Genomic DNA, 16736 nt, shown 5'->3' with positions numbered 1-16736 from the left:
GCGCACCGACGCCGATCCCTTAGTATCGGCATGACAAGCACATCACGCCCGCTTTGGGCCATCGCGTACGCCAACAGGAGACAACCATGCCCGAACAGGCCTTCCCCATCAGCCGTTACCCGGTCCCCGCGCTGACCGACCTGCCCGACGATATCCGCGCCCGCATCCTCGAAGTCCAGGAGAAGGCCGGCTTCGTCCCCAACGTGTTCCTCGCGCTGGCGTATCGCCCCGATGAATTCCGCGCCTTCTTCGCCTATCACGATGCGCTGATGCTCAAGGATGGCGGGCTGACCAAGGGCGAGCGCGAGATGATCGTGGTGGCGACATCGGGCGCCAACCAGTGCCTCTATTGCGTGGTCGCGCACGGCGCGATCCTGCGCATCTATGAAAAGAAGCCGCTGGTGGCGGACCAGGTGGCGGTCAACTACCTGAAGGCGGATATCCCGCCGCGCCAGCGCGCGATGCTCGACTTCGCGATGAAGGTATGCAAGGCGTCGCACGAGATCGGCGACGCCGAGTTTGCCGCGCTGCGCGAGCACGGCTTCTCCGAAGAGGACGCGTGGGATATCGCCGCCATCACCGCGTTCTTCGGGTTGTCGAACCGGATGGCCAACACCATCAGCATGCGCCCGAATGACGAGTTCTACCTGATGGGCCGCGTGCCCAAGGCGAAGTAAGCCGAAGCAAGTCCCGGCTCAGCGCACCTCGGCGCAATTGCCGCTCTTGGGGTCGAACAGCACCGGCCACGCCTGCTCGTAGATGCCGGGCGTGCAGTACTTCTCGCAGCGGTTATGGGCCAGCGTCACGCGGCGCGGGTCCTGCCACACCAGCAGCTTGCACTGGCTGCCATCGATCGCCTGCAGCTCGATATGCGGCGTCTCGCGGACCTGGCGGAATTCGGCGAGGTTGAACTCGCACGAGCCGCGCCGCGACACCCACAGCTTCCACTTCAGCGCGCGTACCTCGTTGGCCCTGACGTCCATGTGCGCGTCCTCGCGGAAGCCGTCTTCTTCGGTGCGCTTGCACGTGCCGGCGATATTGATGGTCTTGTGCGGGATCGGGGTGGCGCGCGGCTGCGGCGGGGGCTTGACCGCGGTGGCGGTCTCGCCCGGCGGCGGGGACGGGCGCTTGACTGCAACAGGCAATTCCGCGCAGGCGGCAGCCAGCAGTACGGCCAGCAGACAGGCCGCATGGTTCGTGGCGTTCATGCTGACTCCTCCTTGCCGTCCGGCGCCAGCCGTGCGCGCCCGGCGCGCGCGCGCCGGGCGCGGCACCGATGGCGATGCCGCTGACTACCCTCGCTTAGTTATAGTGGATCGCAGCCGGAATGGATGTAGGACCATCCCCGACAGCAGGGCGCCGGCCTACATCAGGATGATGTCGTACTGCTCCTGGTGGAAGGTCGACTCCACCTGCAGCGAAATCGGTTTGCCGATGAAGTCACCGAGCATCGCCAGGTGCTGGCTTTCTTCTTCGAGGAACAGGTCGATGACTTCCTGCGAGGCCAGGATGCGGAACTCGCGCGGATTGAACTGGCGCGATTCGCGCATGATCTCGCGCAGGATGTCGTAGCACACCGTGCGCGGCGTCTTGACCTGGCCCTTGCCCTGGCACACCGGGCATTGTTCGCACAGCACGTGCGCCAGCGATTCGCGCGTGCGCTTGCGCGTCATCTCCACCAGCCCGAGCTGCGAGAAGCTGTTGACGGTGATGCGGGTGCGGTCGCGCGACAGCGCGCGCTTCAACTCAGACAGCACCGCGTCGCGGTGCTCGACATTCTCCATGTCGATGAAGTCGATGATGATGATGCCGCCGAGGTTGCGCAGCCGCAACTGCCGCGCGATGGTATGGGCCGCCTCGAGGTTGGTCTTGAAGATGGTGTCGTCAAAATTGCGCGCGCCCACGTAGCCGCCGGTGTTGACGTCGATGGTCGTCATCGCCTCGGTCTGGTCGATCATCAGGTAGCCGCCCGACTTCAGGTCCACCCGCCGCGACAGCGCCTTCTCGATCTCGGCGTCGATATTGAACAGGTCGAAGATGGGGCGCTCGCCGGTGTAGTGCGACAGCCGCGGCAGCACCGCCGGCGTGTATTCCTTGGCGAACTCCAGCAGCATCTGGTAGTTCTCGCGCGAGTCGATCTGGATCACGCCGGTGGCGTCGTTGATGAAATCGCGCAGCACGCGCTGGGCCAGGTTCAGGTCCTGGTAGAGCAGGGACGGCGCCGGCAGCGTGGTGGCATTCTGGCGGATCGCGCTCCAGATCTTGCGCAGGTAGGCGATGTCGTTGCCGAGTTCCTCGTCGGTCGCTTCCTCGGCGATGGTGCGCACGATAAAGCCGCCGCGCTCGTCGGCCGGCACCAGGCCCTGCACGCGGCTGCGCAGCGCCTCGCGGTCCACTTCGCCTTCGATGCGCTGCGAGATGCCGATATGCGGATCCTGCGGCAGGTACACCAGCGTGCGCCCGGCGATGCTCACCTGCGTGGACAGCCGCGCGCCCTTGGTGCCGATCGGGTCCTTGATCACCTGCACCATCAGCGCCTGGCCTTCGAACAGGGTCTTCTCGATGGCGAGCTGCGGGGTGGAATTGTTGCGGTCGGCATCGCGCGGATGCCAGATGTCGGCCACGTGCAGGAAGGCGGCGCGTTCCAGGCCGATGTCGATAAAGGCCGATTGCATGCCGGGCAGCACGCGCACCACCTTGCCCAGGTAGATATTGCCGACCAGCCCGCGCGTGAGCGTGCGTTCGACATGCAGTTCCTGCACCGCGGCCTGCTGCACGATGGCGACGCGGGTCTCTTGGGGCGTGATGTTGACGAGGATGTCTTCAGTCATAGCGGGTGAAACGCGTCGCCGGGGGGCCGGCTGTATGGGTTGCCCGACGCGCAGGCCGGGTCTTGTCTGGGTGCGGGGGCGGGCGGCTCAGAAGCGTTCAGAAGCGCAGGCGGGCCTGCCGAAGTAACGCCGCCGTCTCAAACAAGGGCAAGCCCATGATACCTGAATAGCTGCCAGCGATCCGCTCGACAAATTCGGCCGCGCGGCCCTGGATGCCGTAGGCGCCGGCCTTGCCGAGCGGCTCGCCGCTGGCGACATAGCGCTCGATCTCGGCGGGCTGCATCGGGCGGAAGGTGACTTCGGAGACCGACAGCGCATGGTGCATGCCGAGCATAGACACCACCGTCACCGCGGTCAGCACGCGGTGGGTGCTGCCTGACAGCGAGAACAGCATCGCTGCCGCGTCGGCGCCGTTGGCGGGCTTGCCCAGGATGCGGCCGCCCAGGCAGACCGTGGTGTCGGAGGCCAGCACCGGCGCGTCGGGCAGCGCGCGGCGCTCGCGGCGGCGCAGCGCGGCCTCGGCCTTCAGCGCGCAGACGCGCTGCACATAGTCGTCCGGGGTTTCGCCGGGCAGGACGGCTTCGAGGGCTTCGGCATCCTCGTCGTCATCGGCAAGCAGCAGTTCGTATTGCACGCCGAGCTGGGTCAGCAGCTCGCGGCGGCGCGGGCTCTGGGAGGCGAGGTAGAGGTAGTCGTGCATCGCGGCAGGCTGGAGAGATGCGGGAATCGGCAGGAATCGGAAAACTCGCGGAAGCGCGCCGAAGCGCGCGACACCAGCGAAACGCGCACCGGGGGCGCGGCGGTGGCCCGCATTGTAACGTCCGCCGCGCGCCGGGATCAGGCGCGGTGGTAGGGGTGGTTCTGCGTGACCGACCAGGCGCGGTAGAGCTGCTCGGCCAGCAGCACGCGCACCATGCCGTGCGGCAGCGTCAGGCTGGACAGCCGGATCAGGGTGCTGGCGCGCGCCTTCAGCGCCGGGTCGAGCCCATCGGCGCCGCCGATCAGGAAGGCGACGTCGCCGCCTTCGCGCTGCCAGTCGGTCAGCTGCGCGGCAAGCTGCACGGTGGTGAAGTCGCGGCCGCGTTCATCGAGCGCGACGATGCGGCACTGCTTCGACAGCGAGCCCAGCACCGCCTCGATGCGCGCGGCTTCGCGCTGCATCACGGTGGCGGCGTTGTTGCTGGACGAGCGGGTTTCCGGCTTGACCTCGCGCAGTTCGATGCGCAGCTCGGGCGGCATGCGCTTGGCATACTCGCTGAAGCCGGTTTCGATCCAGCCGGGCATCTTGTGGCCGACGGCCACGATCACCAGTTGCATTGCGATGTGTCTGCTGCGCGGCCGTCAGCCGGCCGCGCGCGGGGGCTCAGGCCGAGCGGGCGGTGCGCTTGCGGGCCGCCGGCTTGGCCGCGCCGGTCTTGCTGGCGGCGGACTTGGTGGCCGTCTTGGTAGCGGTCTTGGCGGGGGCCTTGGCGCCCGTCTTGGTCGCGGTCTTGCGTGCCGTGGTGCCGGCGGCCGTCTTGCGCGGCGCCGCGGCGCGGGTACCCGCCGTCTTGCCTGCCGCGGTCTTCGTGCCCGTGGTCTTGGCGGCGGTCTTGCGCGCCGGCTTGCGGATGGTGGCGATCGCGTCCGCGTCGGTGTCCTCGTGGCCCATCGGCGGCGACGGCTCCTTCATGCCTTCCGGCAGGCGGGCCAGTGCCGGGCGCAGGCTGCTGGCGCGGCGCGTGCCGCGCACGGCCGGCACCTCGTCCTCATCCTCGTCGATCGGCTCGCTGGCCCTGGCCAGGCCGCGGGCGCCGGTGGCCAGCTTCATGCGCACCGGCTTGTCGCCCCAGATCTCTTCCAGGTTGTAGTAAAGGCGCAACTGCGGCTGCAGGATATGGACCACGGCGTCGCCGCAATCCACCAGCACCCATTCCCCGGTTTCCAGGCCCTCGACCGCCACGATATGGCCGCCGGCTTCCTTGACCGTATCCCGCACCGATGCTGCCAGCGCCTTGGTCTGGCGGTTGGAGGTCCCGCTGGCAATCACCACCCGGTCGAACAGCTCGGTCAGGTGGCTGGTGTCGTACACCTTGATGTCCTGCGCTTTGACATCCTCGAGGCCGTCGACGATGGCGCGTTGCAGTTTACGAATATCCATGGTGTCTTCTTGTTCAGCTGAGATCGGTTGGGTGGTGGGCGCCGGGGGGTTATGCCCCGGCCCGGGCGTCGCGGTACAGCCCGTGGCTTGCGATGTAGTGTGCCACGCCCGGCGGCAGTTGGTCATCTGCCGGCTGGCCGGTTGCCAGGCGCTGGCGCAGGTGGGTGGAAGAGAGGTCGACGGCGAGCGTCTGGTCGATCCACATCCGGCCGGAGGGCGTGCATTGTATCAGTTGCGTGTCGGCCTGGCGTTCGGCCAGCGCTTCCAGCACCGGACCCTCCAGCGCTGCCAGCTCGAAGCGCGGGCGCGTGGCGGTGCACAGGTGCACGTGCTCGAACAGTTTTTGCCAGCCATGCCAGGTGTGCAGGCGCAGCAACTGGTCGGCGCCCATCAGCCAGCACAGCGACGCCTCGGGGCCGTATTCGTCCCGCAACTGGCGCACCGTGTCGATGGTGTAGCTGGGGCCGGCGCGGTCCACTTCCATGCGGCTCACGCGGACTTTGGCGCCGCTGGCCTGCAGCGCGGCGGCGGCCAGTTCGGTCATCGCCAGCCGGTCGGCGGCGGGGGTGACGTCGGCGCCCTTCTGCCAGGACTGGCCGGTGGGGATCCATACCAGCTCGTCCAGCGCCAGGTGCTCGATGCACAGCCGCGCCAGCGCCAGGTGGCCGACATGGGGCGGATCGAAGGTGCCGCCGAGGATACCCAGGCGGTAGGGACGGTCCGCAGGGGTGTGCGGCGGTGCGCCCGCGTCTGCGGCGGGTTTGCGGTGTTGCAGAGGGTTGGCCATAGGTCTGCCGTCAGGCCCAGTCGCGTGCCGGCAGGAAATCCGTGTACAGCGCCGCTTCGGGGCTGCCCGGTTCCGGTTGCCAGTCATAGCGCCAGGTCACCAGCGGCGGCATCGACATCAGGATGGATTCGGCGCGTCCGCCCGACTGCAGGCCGAACAGCGTGCCGCGGTCGAACACGAGGTTGAATTCGACGTAGCGCCCGCGCCGGTAGGCCTGGAAATCGCGCTCGCGCTCGCCGAACGGGGTGTCCTTGCGTGCCTGCAGGACCGGCAGGTAGGCGTCCAGGAAGGCGTCGCCGACGGACTGCATCATCGTGAAGCTGCGCTCGAAGCCCAGCGCCGAGAAGTCGTCGAAGAAGATCCCGCCGATGCCACGTGCCTCGTTGCGATGCTTCAGGAAGAAATACTCGTCGCACCACTGCTTGAAGCGCGGGTACAGCTCGTCGCCGTAGGGCGCCAGCGCCTGCCTGCAGGTGCGGTGGAAATGGCTGCAGTCTTCGGCGTTGCCGTAGTACGGCGTCAGGTCCATGCCGCCGCCGAACCACCACACCGGCTCGGCCCCCGGCTTGAGCGCCAGGAAGCAGCGCACGTTCATATGGACCGTAGGAACGTACGGGTTGCGCGGGTGGAACACCAGCGACACGCCCATCGCCTCGAAGCTGCGCCCGGCCAGCTCGGGCCGGTTGGCGCTGGCCGACGGCGGCAGGGTGTCGCCGCTGACGTGCGAGAAACCCACGCCGGCGCGCTCCATCACCGCGCCGCCCTCAAGGATGCGGGTGCGGCCGCTGCCGCGCAGGCGTTCGGTGGGCGGTTTCTCCCAGGCGTCGGTCAGGAACGGCTGGCCGTCGATGGCACCGATGGCATCGGTGATGCGGTCTTGCAGACCGAGCAGATAGGCACGGACTGCCTGGGAATCGATCATGGTTGGCGAAGGCGGATAAAACCGGCGGATGGACGGGCTGGATGGCACTCCGGCAGCCTGTTGGCTGCCGGGTGGGTCACAGCATTGTCACGATTGTACCGGCTGGGGCGGCCGGGCGGTCGCTTGCGTCCGAAGCGTCCGGCGCGGCGACTCAGCCGGGCCGGGGGCAGGATCAGCGCTTGATGGCCCGGTATCCGATATCGGTCCGGTACTGCATGCCGTCAAACCGGATCTGCTCGACCGCGGCATAGGCGGCACGCTGCGCGGCCTTGACCGTGTCGGCCAGCCCGACCACGCACAGCACGCGCCCGCCCGTGGTCAGCAGCGTGCCGTCCTTGAGCGTGGTGCCGGCGTGGAAGGTCACGCTGTCGTCGGTCTCGGCCGGGATGCCGGTGATGGCATCGCCCTTGCGCGGGCTCTCCGGGTAGCCGTAGGCGGCCATCACCACGCCCAGCGCGGTGCGGCGGTCCCAGTCCAGTTCGACCACGTCGAGCTTGCCGTTGACGGCGTGCTCCATCACGTCGACCAGGTCGGTCTTCAGGCGCGCCAGGATCGGCTGGGTTTCCGGGTCGCCCATGCGGCAGTTGAATTCCAGCGTCTTCAGGTTGCCGTCCTTGTCGATCATCAGGCCGGCGTACAGGAAGCCCGTGTACGGGATGCCGTCCTTTTCCATGCCGCGCACGGTCGGCAGGATGATCTCGCGCAGCGCGCGCGCATGCAGCGCGGGCGTGACCACCGGGGCGGGAGAGTAGGCGCCCATGCCGCCGGTGTTGGGGCCGGCGTCGCCGTCCAGCAGGCGCTTGTGGTCCTGGCTGGTGGCCAGCGCCAGCACGTTCTTGCCGTCGACCAGCACGATAAAGCTGGCTTCCTCGCCCTCGAGGAACTCTTCGATCACCACGCGCGCGCCGGCATCGCCCAGCTTGTTGTCGGCCAGCATCATGTCGACCGCCTGATGCGCTTCGTCCAGCGTCATCGCCACCACCACGCCCTTGCCCGCGGCCAGGCCGTCGGCCTTGATCACGATCGGCGCGCCCTGCGCGTCGATATAGGCGTGCGCCTGGGTCGCGTCGGAAAAGGTCTGGTAGGCGGCGGTCGGGATGCCATGGCGCTGCATGAACGCCTTGGCGAAGTCCTTGGACGACTCCAGCTGCGCGGCGGCCTGGGTCGGCCCGAAGATGCGCAGGCCCTTGGCGCGGAAGATATCGACGATACCGGCCGCCAGCGGCGCCTCGGGGCCGACCACGGTGAAGGCCACGCCCTCGCGCTCGGCAAAGGCGGCGATGACCTCGGGATCGGTCAGCGGAACATTCTGCAGGCGCTTGTCGAGCGCGGTTCCGCCGTTGCCCGGCGCGACGTACACCACCTGCACTTTGGGTGACTGGGCCAATTTCCAGGCCAGCGCGTGTTCACGTCCACCCGAGCCGACAACCAATACTTTCATGATCACTGCCAGAAAAGAAACACATACTAAAAGGCGGCGGCCTGGGCTGTGTCCGGGTCGCCGCCGATGGGGGCTTGTTGCAGCTTAGTCTTCGATCACCGCGTTGGTGAAGACTTCCTGCACGTCGTCCAGGTTTTCCAGGGCGTCGAGCAGTTTCTGCATCTTGGCCGCGTCGTCGCCGGCAAAGCTGACTTCGTTCTGCGGCTTCATCACCACGTCGGCCACTTCCGCCTTGAAACCGGCGGCTTCCAGCGCGGCCTTGACCGCCGAAAAATCGTTGGGCGGGCAGGTCACTTCGATCGAGCCGTCGTCGTTGGTGACGACGTCGTCGGCGCCGGCTTCCAGCGCCGCTTCCATCAGCTTGTCTTCCGGCGTGCCGGGCGCGAACAGGAACTGGCCGCAGTGCGTGAACATGAATGCCACCGAACCTTCGGTGCCCATGTTGCCGCCGTGCTTGGAGAAGGCATGGCGCACTTCGGCCACGGTACGGGTGCGGTTGTCGGTCAGGCAGTCGACGATGATGGCCGCGCCGGCCAGGCCGTAGCCCTCGTAGCGGATCTCTTCGTAGTTGGCGCCTTCCAGGCCGCCTACGCCACGCTGGATCGCGCGCTGGATGTTGTCCTTGGGCATGTTCGCGTCCATGGCCTTGTCGATCGACAGGCGCAGGCGCGGGTTGGAGTCGACGTCACCGCCGCCGAGCTTGGCGGCCACGGTGATTTCCTTGATCAGGCGGGTCCAGATCTTGCCGCGCTTGGCGTCAGCGGCAGCTTTCTTGTGTTTGATATTGGCCCATTTCGAGTGACCGGCCATGATTCTCTCCGAGACGGAAAACGCTGTTGTGCGGTGATGGAATGCGGGGTCGCCACGCTTGCCGGAGCCGGGGCGCAAGGCCTCGGGACGGCGCGCGCCAGGTGACGGATATGTCTGGCGGCTGGCTATAATCAGCCCAGGATTTTATCACGCGGGCCTGCCCGCGCCGCTGCCGTGGCGAGCCCCGCGGCACCTTGCTATCAGGAAGATCATGGCCGACCCCATCCTTATCGCCAAGAACGCCGAACATGACCTCGTGCTGCTGCCGCAGATGGGCAACCGGCACGGGCTGATCACCGGCGCCACGGGCACCGGCAAGACCGTCACGCTGCAGACGCTGGCGCAGGGGTTCTCGCGCCTGGGCGTGCCGGTCTTTATGGCCGACGTCAAAGGTGACCTGACCGGCATTTCGCAGCCAGGCCAGCTCTCGGACAAGCTCAAGCAGCGCCTGGCCGACCTGAACCTGCCCGAGCCGGCGTGGGGCGCCTGCCCGACCACGCTGTGGGACGTGTTCGGCCAGAAGGGCCATCCGGTACGCGCCACGGTCTCGCACATGGGGCCGCTGCTGCTGTCGCGCATGCTGGAGCTGAACGACACCCAGCAGGGCGTGCTCAACCTGGTCTTCCGCATTGCCGACGCCAACGGCCTGCTGCTGCTCGACGCCAAGGACCTGCGCGCGATGCTGCAGCACGTCGGCGACAACGCCGCGCAGTTCACCACCGAGTACGGCAATATCTCGGCCGCTTCGGTCGGCGCGATCCAGCGCGGGCTGATCGCGCTGGAGTCTCAGGGTGGCGATCTGTTCTTCGGCGAGCCGATGCTCAACCTGGAAGACTTTATCCAGACCGAGAAGGGGCAGGGCGTCATCAATATCCTGGCGGCGGACAAGCTGATGAACTCGCCGCGGCTCTACGCCACGTTCCTGCTGTGGATGCTGTCGGATCTGTTCGGGAAGCTGCCCGAGGCCGGCGACCTGGACAAGCCCAAGCTGGTGTTCTTCTTCGACGAGGCGCACCTGCTGTTCAACGACGCGCCCAAGGCGCTGCTCGACAAGATCGAGCAGGTGGTGCGGCTGATCCGTTCCAAGGGCGTGGGCGTGTATTTCGTCACGCAGAACCCGATCGATATTCCCGACACGGTGCTGGGCCAGCTCGGCAACCGCGTGCAGCACGCGCTGCGCGCGTTCACGCCGCGCGACCAGAAGGCGGTCAAGGTGGCGGCCACCACCATGCGCGCCAATCCCAGGCTGGACGTGGAAACCGCGATCGGCGAGCTGGGCGTGGGCGAGGCGCTGGTGTCGTTCCTCGATGCCAAGGGCACGCCGTGCGTGACCGAGCGGGCGTGGGTGCTGCCGCCGGGCAGCCGCATCGGGCCGGCGACGGAGGAGGAGCGCAAGCAGTTGATCGCGAATTCGCTGGTGGCGGGGACGTACGAGAAGACGGTTGACCGTGAATCGGCTTATGAAAAGCTGCGGGACAGCGTGGCGACGGTCGGCAACGGCAATGGCAATGGCAAGGCGCCGGCCGGCGAACAGAAGGGCGAACAGGATAGCGGGTGGCTTGGCACGGCTGGCGATATCTTCGGCACGCTGACCAAGGGCACCGGCAAGAGCGGGCGGGGGGATTCGATCCTGGAATCGATGGCCAAGTCGGCCGCGCGCACGGTGGGCTCGCAGGTGGGGCGCGAACTGATCCGTGGTGTGCTGGGGAGCTTGCTGGGAAAGAGAAAGTAAAGAAATCAAGCTTGTTTGCTCCCCTCTCCCGCGCGCGGGAGAGGGAGTGCCCAGTCAGCAATGCAAAATCGCCGCGGTCAGCGGCGTTGCCCCGTTTGCTCCGCCTTCGCAGCCTCCGCGTCCTCGCGCATCTTGCGTGCGAACATCCGCGCAAAGAACCAGCCCATGCCGATGATAAAGACGATCACGCCCAGGCTCATCAGGCCGGTGCTGGTGCTGAAGAGAATCTTGAAGGCTTCCATGCTTGGCTCCCTGTGGATTGGCGGTCTGCGCCGGCGGGTTACCGCCAGCGGCTGCCGCCAGTGTAGGGAGCCGTTCAGTACGGACTATTGAGGCCGGTCAAGCCGGCGCAAGGGCCGGCAGTCAGTTCTTGGTGCCGAACAACCGGTCGCCCGCATCGCCCAGGCCCGGGACGATATACGCATCGCTGTCCAGGTGGCTGTCGAGCGAAGCCACGAACAGCTTGACGCCCGGATGCGCCTTCTGGAACACCTCCACGCCTTCGGGCGCCGCCACCAGCGCGACGAAGGTAATCGCCTCGTCCTTGACGCCGCGGCGCTTGAGCACTTCCACCGCGTGCACGGCGGAATAGCCGGTGGCCACCATCGGGTCGCACAGGATAAAGCTGCGGTCCTCCAGGTCCGGCAGGCGCACCAGGTATTCCACCGGGCGGTGCTGCTCGTCGCGGTACACGCCGATATGGCCGATGCGCGCCGACGGGATCAGTTCGACCAGCCCGTCGCTCATGCCCACGCCCGCGCGCAGCACCGGCACGATGGTCAGCTTCTTGCCCGCGATCACCGGTGCATCCAGTTCCACCAGCGGCGTCTCGATGCGGCGCGTGGTGAGCGGCAGGTTGCGCGTGATCTCGTAGCCCATCAGCAGCGTGATCTCGCGCAGCAGCTCGCGGAAGGTGCGCGTGGACGTTTCCTTGTCGCGCATATGCGAGAGCTTGTGCTGGATCAGCGGGTGGTCGAGGATAAACAGATTGGGAAAGCGCGGATCTTGTTTCATGGCTGGCGGCGAGGGCTCGGCGGAAGAGGGGGGGCGGGCGGCCAGGCCAGGTCGACCAGGGCGCCGCGCCGTTGTAGCCGGATTGTAATGGAAGCGGGCCGCAGCGCGGCTGCGGCCCGATGGCTGGCGATCCGCGGCCCGCGCCGGTGCCTTGCCTTAATCCAGCGCGCGGTTCTTCGACTCGATATCCACCATGAAAATGGCAAGCGCCGCCAACGCAAGGAACGACGACAGCAACCCAAGGGCAAGCGTGAACTGGCTGGCCATGATCGGTGCAATGATGGAAGGGGCGAACAGGCCACCGAAGCGTGCCATCGCACCCGCAGTGCCCATCCCGCTGGCCCGCAGATCCGTCGGATACACCTCAGGCGTGAAGGCGTAGAGCGCGCCCCAGGTACCGAGGAGGGCGAAGCTCATCAGCAAGGTAGAGCCGATGACCAGCGCGGGGGACTGGCCCAGGCTATAGAGCATGCAACCTGCCGCGCTGAGCAGCAGGAAGCCGATCAGGGTCGGTTTCCGCCCCCAACGCTCGACGCCGTGCGCGGCGAGCGCGAAGCCCGGCAGCTGTACCAGCGCCAGCACGATCAGAAAGACCTGGCCACGCATGAAACCAAAGCCCTGGCCGGCCAGCTTCACCGGCAGATAGACGAAGACCCCGTAATAGGCAATCGAGATCAGCATCCACGCGGCAAGCAGGCAGATGCTGCGGCGCCGGCATCCGGCCGCGAACAGCGCGAAAACCGATTTGCGCTCCATCTTCTGCGGCTCCAGCGCGCCGATTTCCACGGAAACGCGATTGGCGGTGGCTACGCGCTGCAGCACCGCGCGTGCCTCGGCCGAGCGCCCCGATTTATTCAGGTAGAGCGGCGATTCGGGAACAAAGAACCGGAAGACCACGCCGACCAGCGCGGGAATGCCGGTGACGAAGAAGATCAGCCGCCAGGCATCATCGCCCTGCGACACGGCGATCAGCGCAAGAATGGCGAGCAGGATCGTGCCGACGGCCCAGAATGACTCCAGCAGGACCAGCCAGCGGCCGCGGCGGTCGGACGGGAGAAACTCGGCCATCATGGTGTAGTCAACGGGCAAAGTCCCGCCGACGCCGATGCCGGTCAGAAAGCGCAGCACCAGCAGCCACTGGAATTCCGGTGCGAAGGCGGACGCGACTCCACAGATGGCGTCAATGATCACCGCCATCATCAGCACTGGCCGGCGGCCGATCCTGTCCGCGAGCCGGCCGAACACGAACGCACCGATCAGCATGCCAACAAAGAACATCGTGCCGGTCTGCAAAGCCGTCGGGACGGGAATGCCGAATGTCGCCGCGATGGACGGCGCGGTGAACCCGATCGACAGGACCTGCATCGCGTCAGCGAGCCAGACCAGGCCGAAGATGGCAAAGAGCCGATACTGGAACCGGCCGACGCCGGCCGCACGGATGCCTTGTTCGATCGAGATGGTTTGAGAGGACGCTGCCCTCGCGCTCGGCTGCGGGGGCGCGCTAGTCGTTGCGTCTGCGATCGTCGTGGGTGGCATGGATGAGATGGATGACGACATGTTGTCTACCTGTCTTTATAGGCTGGTTCTTGAACTCGGAAGCACACGTTTATCGAAGCGGGACCAGACTGCGGTACTGACTAATGCGTGATGCCATCGCACCGAGTTGCAACGAAACGTGGTGATTACTTCAATTTAGCGAGGCTGGAACTAACCCGGTAGCACGCTCGCAACACTTTGCAGATTCTGATACGACATAGTCACTCCTTGTTGTCTACCCTTTGGTGTCCTGAGCCCGAACTCCCGGTCGGCATTGCGATGGGACTATGCAAGCTCCGGGCCAGCGCTTCCGGTGATGTAAAGGACCAATCTTGTGGTTTTGTTGTCTCGTTTGCCGCTCGCGGCGCGCCGTCCTTGTGCGGGGAGGCACCGCTGCGCGCCATGCGGCACTCATGTAGTGCGCACTACATGATCGTTCAGCGTAAGCTACATGAAACTGGCGGGCAAGGCCGAATTGCGGTTTCTCTCCTCGGGGTTTTCCCGCGCGTGGCGCGCATTGCGCCGGCGTGGGGCCGCACGTCTCCCTGCCCGGTGGCGAAGCGCCTTGCCAGGCACGGCGTATGTGCGTTCAGCGTGGATGCGGAAGGCGCGGCGAGCCGGCCGCGCGGGTCTGCGTTGGTCTCAGTGGGCAGGCGTCGCGCGCAGGCGCGCGACGGTGTTCTCCAGGTCCTGCCAGGCGGGTTGGTCGGGGGCAAAGCGCGCGCGCAGGTATTGCGCCAACTGCGCGATCTGCCGGTCGTCGAAAGTGTCGGCATAGGCCGGCATCGCGCCCAGCTCACTGTTGGGCGGCGCGGGCATGCCTTGCAGCAGCACCTGGATCACGTTGTCGGGCAGCTTGCTGTGCAGGTTGGTGTTGAGTGCCAGCGATGGCTTTACGCCGAACTGCGCGATCCCTTGCTCAGACTGGTGGCACACCGCGCAGGCGCTCTGGTACAGGCGTTCGCCCGGACCGTTCAGGGTGAGCGCTGCCTGCGCGCTGCGCTGCTCGACCTGCGCTGCCTGCGCGGCCAGCACCGATGGCGCAGGCGGCGGCGTGCCGAACGAGGCGACGTAGTGCGCGATCGCGCGCACATCCGATTCGGGCAACTGCGCGAGTTCTTCCACCACGGGGGCCATCGGTCCCGCGGCAGCACCATGATGCGGCGCATAGCCGCCGCGCAGGTAGGTGAACAGCGCGGCTTCGGTCCACGGCACCGGGGCGTGCGACAGCGACGTCAGCGGCGGCGCTTCCCAGCCTTCGGCACTGCCGCCGGTCAGGTACTTGCGCCCGCTTTGTTCCGCACCGAGCGCGTTGCGCGGCGAATGGCACGCGCTGCAATGGCCCAGCCCTTCGGCGAGATAGGCGCCACGGTTCCATTGCGCGGAGCGCGACGGGTCGGGCTTGAATGGTTCGTTGCGATGGAACAGCAGGTTCCAGCCCGCCAGCAGCGGGCGCATGTTGAACGGGAATGCCAGCTGGGTTTGCGGCACCTCTGACTTCACCGGCTCCGCCGACATCAGCCAGGCATACAGCGCCTGCATGTCGGCATCGCTGACCTTGGCGAATGCCGTGTAGGGGAAGGCCGGATACAGCCGCCGCCCGTCACGGTGGATCCCTTCGCGCATCGCGCGCTCGAACGCGGCAAACGACCAGTTGCCGATGCCGGTCTGCACGTCGGGCGTGATGTTGGTGCTGTAGACCGTGCCGAACGGCGTTTCCAGCGGCAGGCCGCCAGCGTTCTTCACGCCGCCGGGGGCGGTGTGGCATACCGCGCAATCGCCCGCCGCCGCCACCAGCCGCCCGCGTTCCAGCGTGGCGGCGGAGTAGAAGCCGGGCTCCGGCGGTGCGACCGGCGCGATCGGCGCGCGCCACGGCAACAGCGTCGCGCACAGGCCGGCCGCGGTGGCGGCAGCGGCGGCGATCCAGCCGCGCTTGCTGCGCTTGCCGATGCGCTTGCCTTCGGTTTCGGCCAGCGCCAGCCGGATGCGCTCGGCGCTGAAGGGCGGGGTGCGCAGGCGCACGCCGGTGGCGTCGAAGATGGCGTTGGCCACCGCTGCTGCGGCGGGCAGCGTATCGGCAGGCCCCGCGGCAAGTATGTCGTGCCCGGCCAGCGTGCCGGCCAGGCGCACTTCGGGCAGCGCGCTGCCAGGCATGGCCGGCAGCGTCTGGCCGGCGGTGGCATCGGATGATGGCCACGTGTCGAAGCCGGGCGTGGCCGAGGTCAGTTGCAGGGCGGTGTCGGCGACTGCCTGCTCGAGCGAGCGCGTCACCGCTGCAGCTTGCGGGGGCGCCAGCGATTCGCTGTCATGGCCCACGGTCACGCGCGTGACTGCGAGTTCGCCGCTGGTGCCGTCGACTTCGACTTCCGCTACCCACGCCGACCAGCTCTGGCCCGCATCGTGGTCGATCGTACGCGCATAGGCAAAGCCACGGCCGCGCTGCACGTTGCCCGCCGATGCCGCGGCACGCGGTGCTGCCGGCATCCATCCGGCGCGCTCGGTCACCTGCCTTACCAACGCCACGCCGCGTGCATCGTCCAGATGCGCGAGCCGCAGCGCGACCGGATCGGTGCCTGAGGCGGCGGCGATTTCGTCGAGATGGGATTCGCGCGCAAACACCTGCGCGCGCGCCGCGGCGAGCGGTGCGGCGTCGAAGGCGGCCGGATTGCCGGCCGTCCCGATATCGACATTGGGGATGCGGTAGGGCGGCATGCCGGCATTGCCAGCGTGGCTGGTATCGATTCTGTCCGTTACCGGCGAGGGCGTGTGCGTCAGCCACAGCGCCAGCGGCACCGACGGCGCGGCGGTGCCGGCCAGTGTAGCTGCGTAGGCATCGATGGCATCGCCTGCTTGTGCCGTGTCGACGCGCACAGCGAGCGCGGCGTCGGACAATTCAATGTCTTCGGCGCACAGCCGCCGCATGACGGGCCTTCCGGCAGCATGGGCAAGCAGTGCGGCGTCGGCGGCTGCATGGTGCGCCAGCAGTGCGGGGTCGGCGGTATCGTCCGGCGCTTGCCAGCAGGCCAGCGCAACCTGCTGCGGCACGATGCCCAGCAGCGCGGCCAGGTCTTCGCGCAGCGCCCCCGGGCGCATGCTGGGCAGCCACACGTGCAGCATGCCGTCGCGCCAGTCCGCGATCGCGGTACAGCGGGCCTGCGCAACGGTGCCGGCCAGCGGCCACTGGTAGTGCTGCGCGCTGCGCGTTGCGGCGCTGGCCAGCACGCCTGTGGCATCGCCGCGCTGCGCAACGGCATGGCGCGAGACCGGTGCCTCAGCCGCGCGTGGCGGTGCCGACCAGCGCGCCCTCAGCGCGCGTGCGGCATTGGCGGCCAGCGCATCGGTCTGCGCGACCACGCCCGCAAACTGGTTGCGGATCACCACGGCGCGCACGCCTGGGAGCGCCAGTGCTGCGTCGCGGTCAGCGCCAAGCAGTCGCGGCAATAGTGGCGTGCCATCGGTCCAGCGCAGCCCCGGCGGCGTCAGCACATGGGCGACGAGGCACATCGATGCCGGCGGCGGCGCA

Annotated in this window: 15 protein-coding genes; 2 read left to right on the top strand and 13 right to left on the bottom strand. The window is 67.5% G+C overall.

From position 1 onward, the window contains the following. Positions 1–86: 86 nt before the first annotated feature. Positions 87–677 (top strand): peroxidase-related enzyme, encoded by a 591-nt coding sequence (locus tag AB1I47_RS06095; RefSeq protein WP_354682870.1) that lies wholly within the window; start codon positions 87–89, stop codon positions 675–677. Between the two features lie 18 nt (positions 678–695). Here AB1I47_RS06095 and AB1I47_RS06090 read toward each other — a convergent pair whose 3' ends face one another. The 9 genes from AB1I47_RS06090 to AB1I47_RS06050 form a co-directional block, all read right to left on the bottom strand. After that, positions 696–1208, bottom strand: coding sequence for a hypothetical protein (locus AB1I47_RS06090; RefSeq protein WP_354682869.1), 513 nt, complete (start codon positions 1206–1208; stop codon positions 696–698). Between the two features lie 156 nt (positions 1209–1364). Then, positions 1365–2831, bottom strand: a complete 1467-nt coding sequence (rng, locus tag AB1I47_RS06085) for a ribonuclease G (RefSeq protein WP_354682868.1) — start codon at positions 2829–2831, stop codon at positions 1365–1367. A 97-nt stretch (positions 2832–2928) separates the two neighbouring features. Continuing rightward, a complete protein-coding gene (locus AB1I47_RS06080) occupies positions 2929–3531 on the bottom strand; it encodes a Maf family protein (protein WP_354682867.1) in 603 nt (200 codons plus the stop codon). A 137-nt stretch (positions 3532–3668) separates the two neighbouring features. Further along, a complete protein-coding gene (gene rlmH / locus AB1I47_RS06075; protein ID WP_011614787.1) occupies positions 3669–4148 on the bottom strand; it encodes a 23S rRNA (pseudouridine(1915)-N(3))-methyltransferase RlmH in 480 nt (159 codons plus the stop codon). Positions 4149–4194: 46 nt separating this feature from the next. Further along, entirely contained in the window at positions 4195–4971 is a 777-nt protein-coding gene (gene rsfS / locus AB1I47_RS06070) for a ribosome silencing factor (protein ID WP_354682866.1), read from the bottom strand. Between the two features lie 49 nt (positions 4972–5020). Continuing rightward, complete coding sequence (locus AB1I47_RS06065) at positions 5021–5758, bottom strand: nicotinate-nucleotide adenylyltransferase (RefSeq protein WP_354682865.1); 738 nt, start codon at positions 5756–5758, stop codon at positions 5021–5023. Positions 5759–5768: 10 nt separating this feature from the next. Continuing rightward, positions 5769–6680 (bottom strand): oxygen-dependent coproporphyrinogen oxidase, encoded by a 912-nt coding sequence (hemF, locus tag AB1I47_RS06060; protein ID WP_354682864.1) that lies wholly within the window; start codon positions 6678–6680, stop codon positions 5769–5771. A 172-nt stretch (positions 6681–6852) separates the two neighbouring features. Further along, complete coding sequence (gene purD / locus AB1I47_RS06055) at positions 6853–8121, bottom strand: phosphoribosylamine--glycine ligase (RefSeq protein ID WP_354682863.1); 1269 nt, start codon at positions 8119–8121, stop codon at positions 6853–6855. An 84-nt stretch (positions 8122–8205) separates the two neighbouring features. Next, entirely contained in the window at positions 8206–8931 is a 726-nt protein-coding gene (locus tag AB1I47_RS06050) for a YebC/PmpR family DNA-binding transcriptional regulator (RefSeq protein ID WP_354682862.1), read from the bottom strand. 211 nt (positions 8932–9142) lie between these two features. Here AB1I47_RS06050 and AB1I47_RS06045 point away from each other — a divergent pair, with 211 nt between their 5' ends. Beyond that, on the top strand, positions 9143–10663 hold the full coding sequence (locus AB1I47_RS06045; RefSeq protein ID WP_354682861.1) for a helicase HerA-like C-terminal domain-containing protein: 1521 nt from the start codon (positions 9143–9145) through the stop codon (positions 10661–10663). A 77-nt stretch (positions 10664–10740) separates the two neighbouring features. Here the strand turns inward: AB1I47_RS06045 and AB1I47_RS06040 are convergent, their stop codons facing one another. From AB1I47_RS06040 to AB1I47_RS06025, 4 genes are all read right to left on the bottom strand, one after another. Continuing rightward, positions 10741–10905 carry a DUF3149 domain-containing protein gene (locus AB1I47_RS06040; RefSeq protein ID WP_354682860.1) on the bottom strand — a complete coding sequence of 55 codons (165 nt, stop codon included), beginning with the start codon at positions 10903–10905 and terminating at the stop codon, positions 10741–10743. 121 nt (positions 10906–11026) lie between these two features. Next, positions 11027–11677, bottom strand: a complete 651-nt coding sequence (gene upp / locus AB1I47_RS06035) for a uracil phosphoribosyltransferase (RefSeq protein ID WP_354682859.1) — start codon at positions 11675–11677, stop codon at positions 11027–11029. A gap of 156 nt (positions 11678–11833) precedes the next feature. Next, positions 11834–13234, bottom strand: a complete 1401-nt coding sequence (locus tag AB1I47_RS06030; protein ID WP_354682858.1) for an MFS transporter — start codon at positions 13232–13234, stop codon at positions 11834–11836. A gap of 621 nt (positions 13235–13855) precedes the next feature. Beyond that, positions 13856–16717 (bottom strand): c-type cytochrome, encoded by a 2862-nt coding sequence (locus AB1I47_RS06025; protein WP_354682926.1) that lies wholly within the window; start codon positions 16715–16717, stop codon positions 13856–13858. Between the last annotated feature and the right edge of the window lie 19 nt (positions 16718–16736).

Source organism: Cupriavidus necator (assembly GCF_040578825.1).
Taxonomy (GTDB): Bacteria; Pseudomonadota; Gammaproteobacteria; order Burkholderiales; family Burkholderiaceae; genus Cupriavidus; species Cupriavidus necator_E.
The sequence above is the reverse complement of the archived record's forward strand: the minus strand, read 5'-3'. Positions and strand labels throughout refer to the sequence as shown.

Excerpts from the sequence above, each read along its gene's own strand:
- AB1I47_RS06095 (WP_354682870.1), top strand. The coding sequence starts at position 87 with ATGCCCGAACAGGCCTTCCCCATCAGCCGTTACCCGGTCCCCGCGCTG.
- AB1I47_RS06090 (WP_354682869.1), bottom strand. The coding sequence starts at position 1,208 with ATGAACGCCACGAACCATGCGGCCTGTCTGCTGGCCGTACTGCTGGCT.
- rng (WP_354682868.1), bottom strand. The coding sequence starts at position 2,831 with ATGACTGAAGACATCCTCGTCAACATCACGCCCCAAGAGACCCGCGTC.
- AB1I47_RS06080 (WP_354682867.1), bottom strand. The coding sequence starts at position 3,531 with ATGCACGACTACCTCTACCTCGCCTCCCAGAGCCCGCGCCGCCGCGAG.
- rlmH (WP_011614787.1), bottom strand. The coding sequence starts at position 4,148 with ATGCAACTGGTGATCGTGGCCGTCGGCCACAAGATGCCCGGCTGGATC.
- rsfS (WP_354682866.1), bottom strand. The coding sequence starts at position 4,971 with ATGGATATTCGTAAACTGCAACGCGCCATCGTCGACGGCCTCGAGGAT.
- AB1I47_RS06065 (WP_354682865.1), bottom strand. The coding sequence starts at position 5,758 with ATGGCCAACCCTCTGCAACACCGCAAACCCGCCGCAGACGCGGGCGCA.
- hemF (WP_354682864.1), bottom strand. The coding sequence starts at position 6,680 with ATGATCGATTCCCAGGCAGTCCGTGCCTATCTGCTCGGTCTGCAAGAC.
- purD (WP_354682863.1), bottom strand. The coding sequence starts at position 8,121 with ATGAAAGTATTGGTTGTCGGCTCGGGTGGACGTGAACACGCGCTGGCC.
- AB1I47_RS06050 (WP_354682862.1), bottom strand. The coding sequence starts at position 8,931 with ATGGCCGGTCACTCGAAATGGGCCAATATCAAACACAAGAAAGCTGCC.
- AB1I47_RS06045 (WP_354682861.1), top strand. The coding sequence starts at position 9,143 with ATGGCCGACCCCATCCTTATCGCCAAGAACGCCGAACATGACCTCGTG.
- AB1I47_RS06040 (WP_354682860.1), bottom strand. The coding sequence starts at position 10,905 with ATGGAAGCCTTCAAGATTCTCTTCAGCACCAGCACCGGCCTGATGAGC.
- upp (WP_354682859.1), bottom strand. The coding sequence starts at position 11,677 with ATGAAACAAGATCCGCGCTTTCCCAATCTGTTTATCCTCGACCACCCG.
- AB1I47_RS06030 (WP_354682858.1), bottom strand. The coding sequence starts at position 13,234 with ATGTCGTCATCCATCTCATCCATGCCACCCACGACGATCGCAGACGCA.
- AB1I47_RS06025 (WP_354682926.1), bottom strand. The coding sequence starts at position 16,717 with ATGTGCCTCGTCGCCCATGTGCTGACGCCGCCGGGGCTGCGCTGGACC.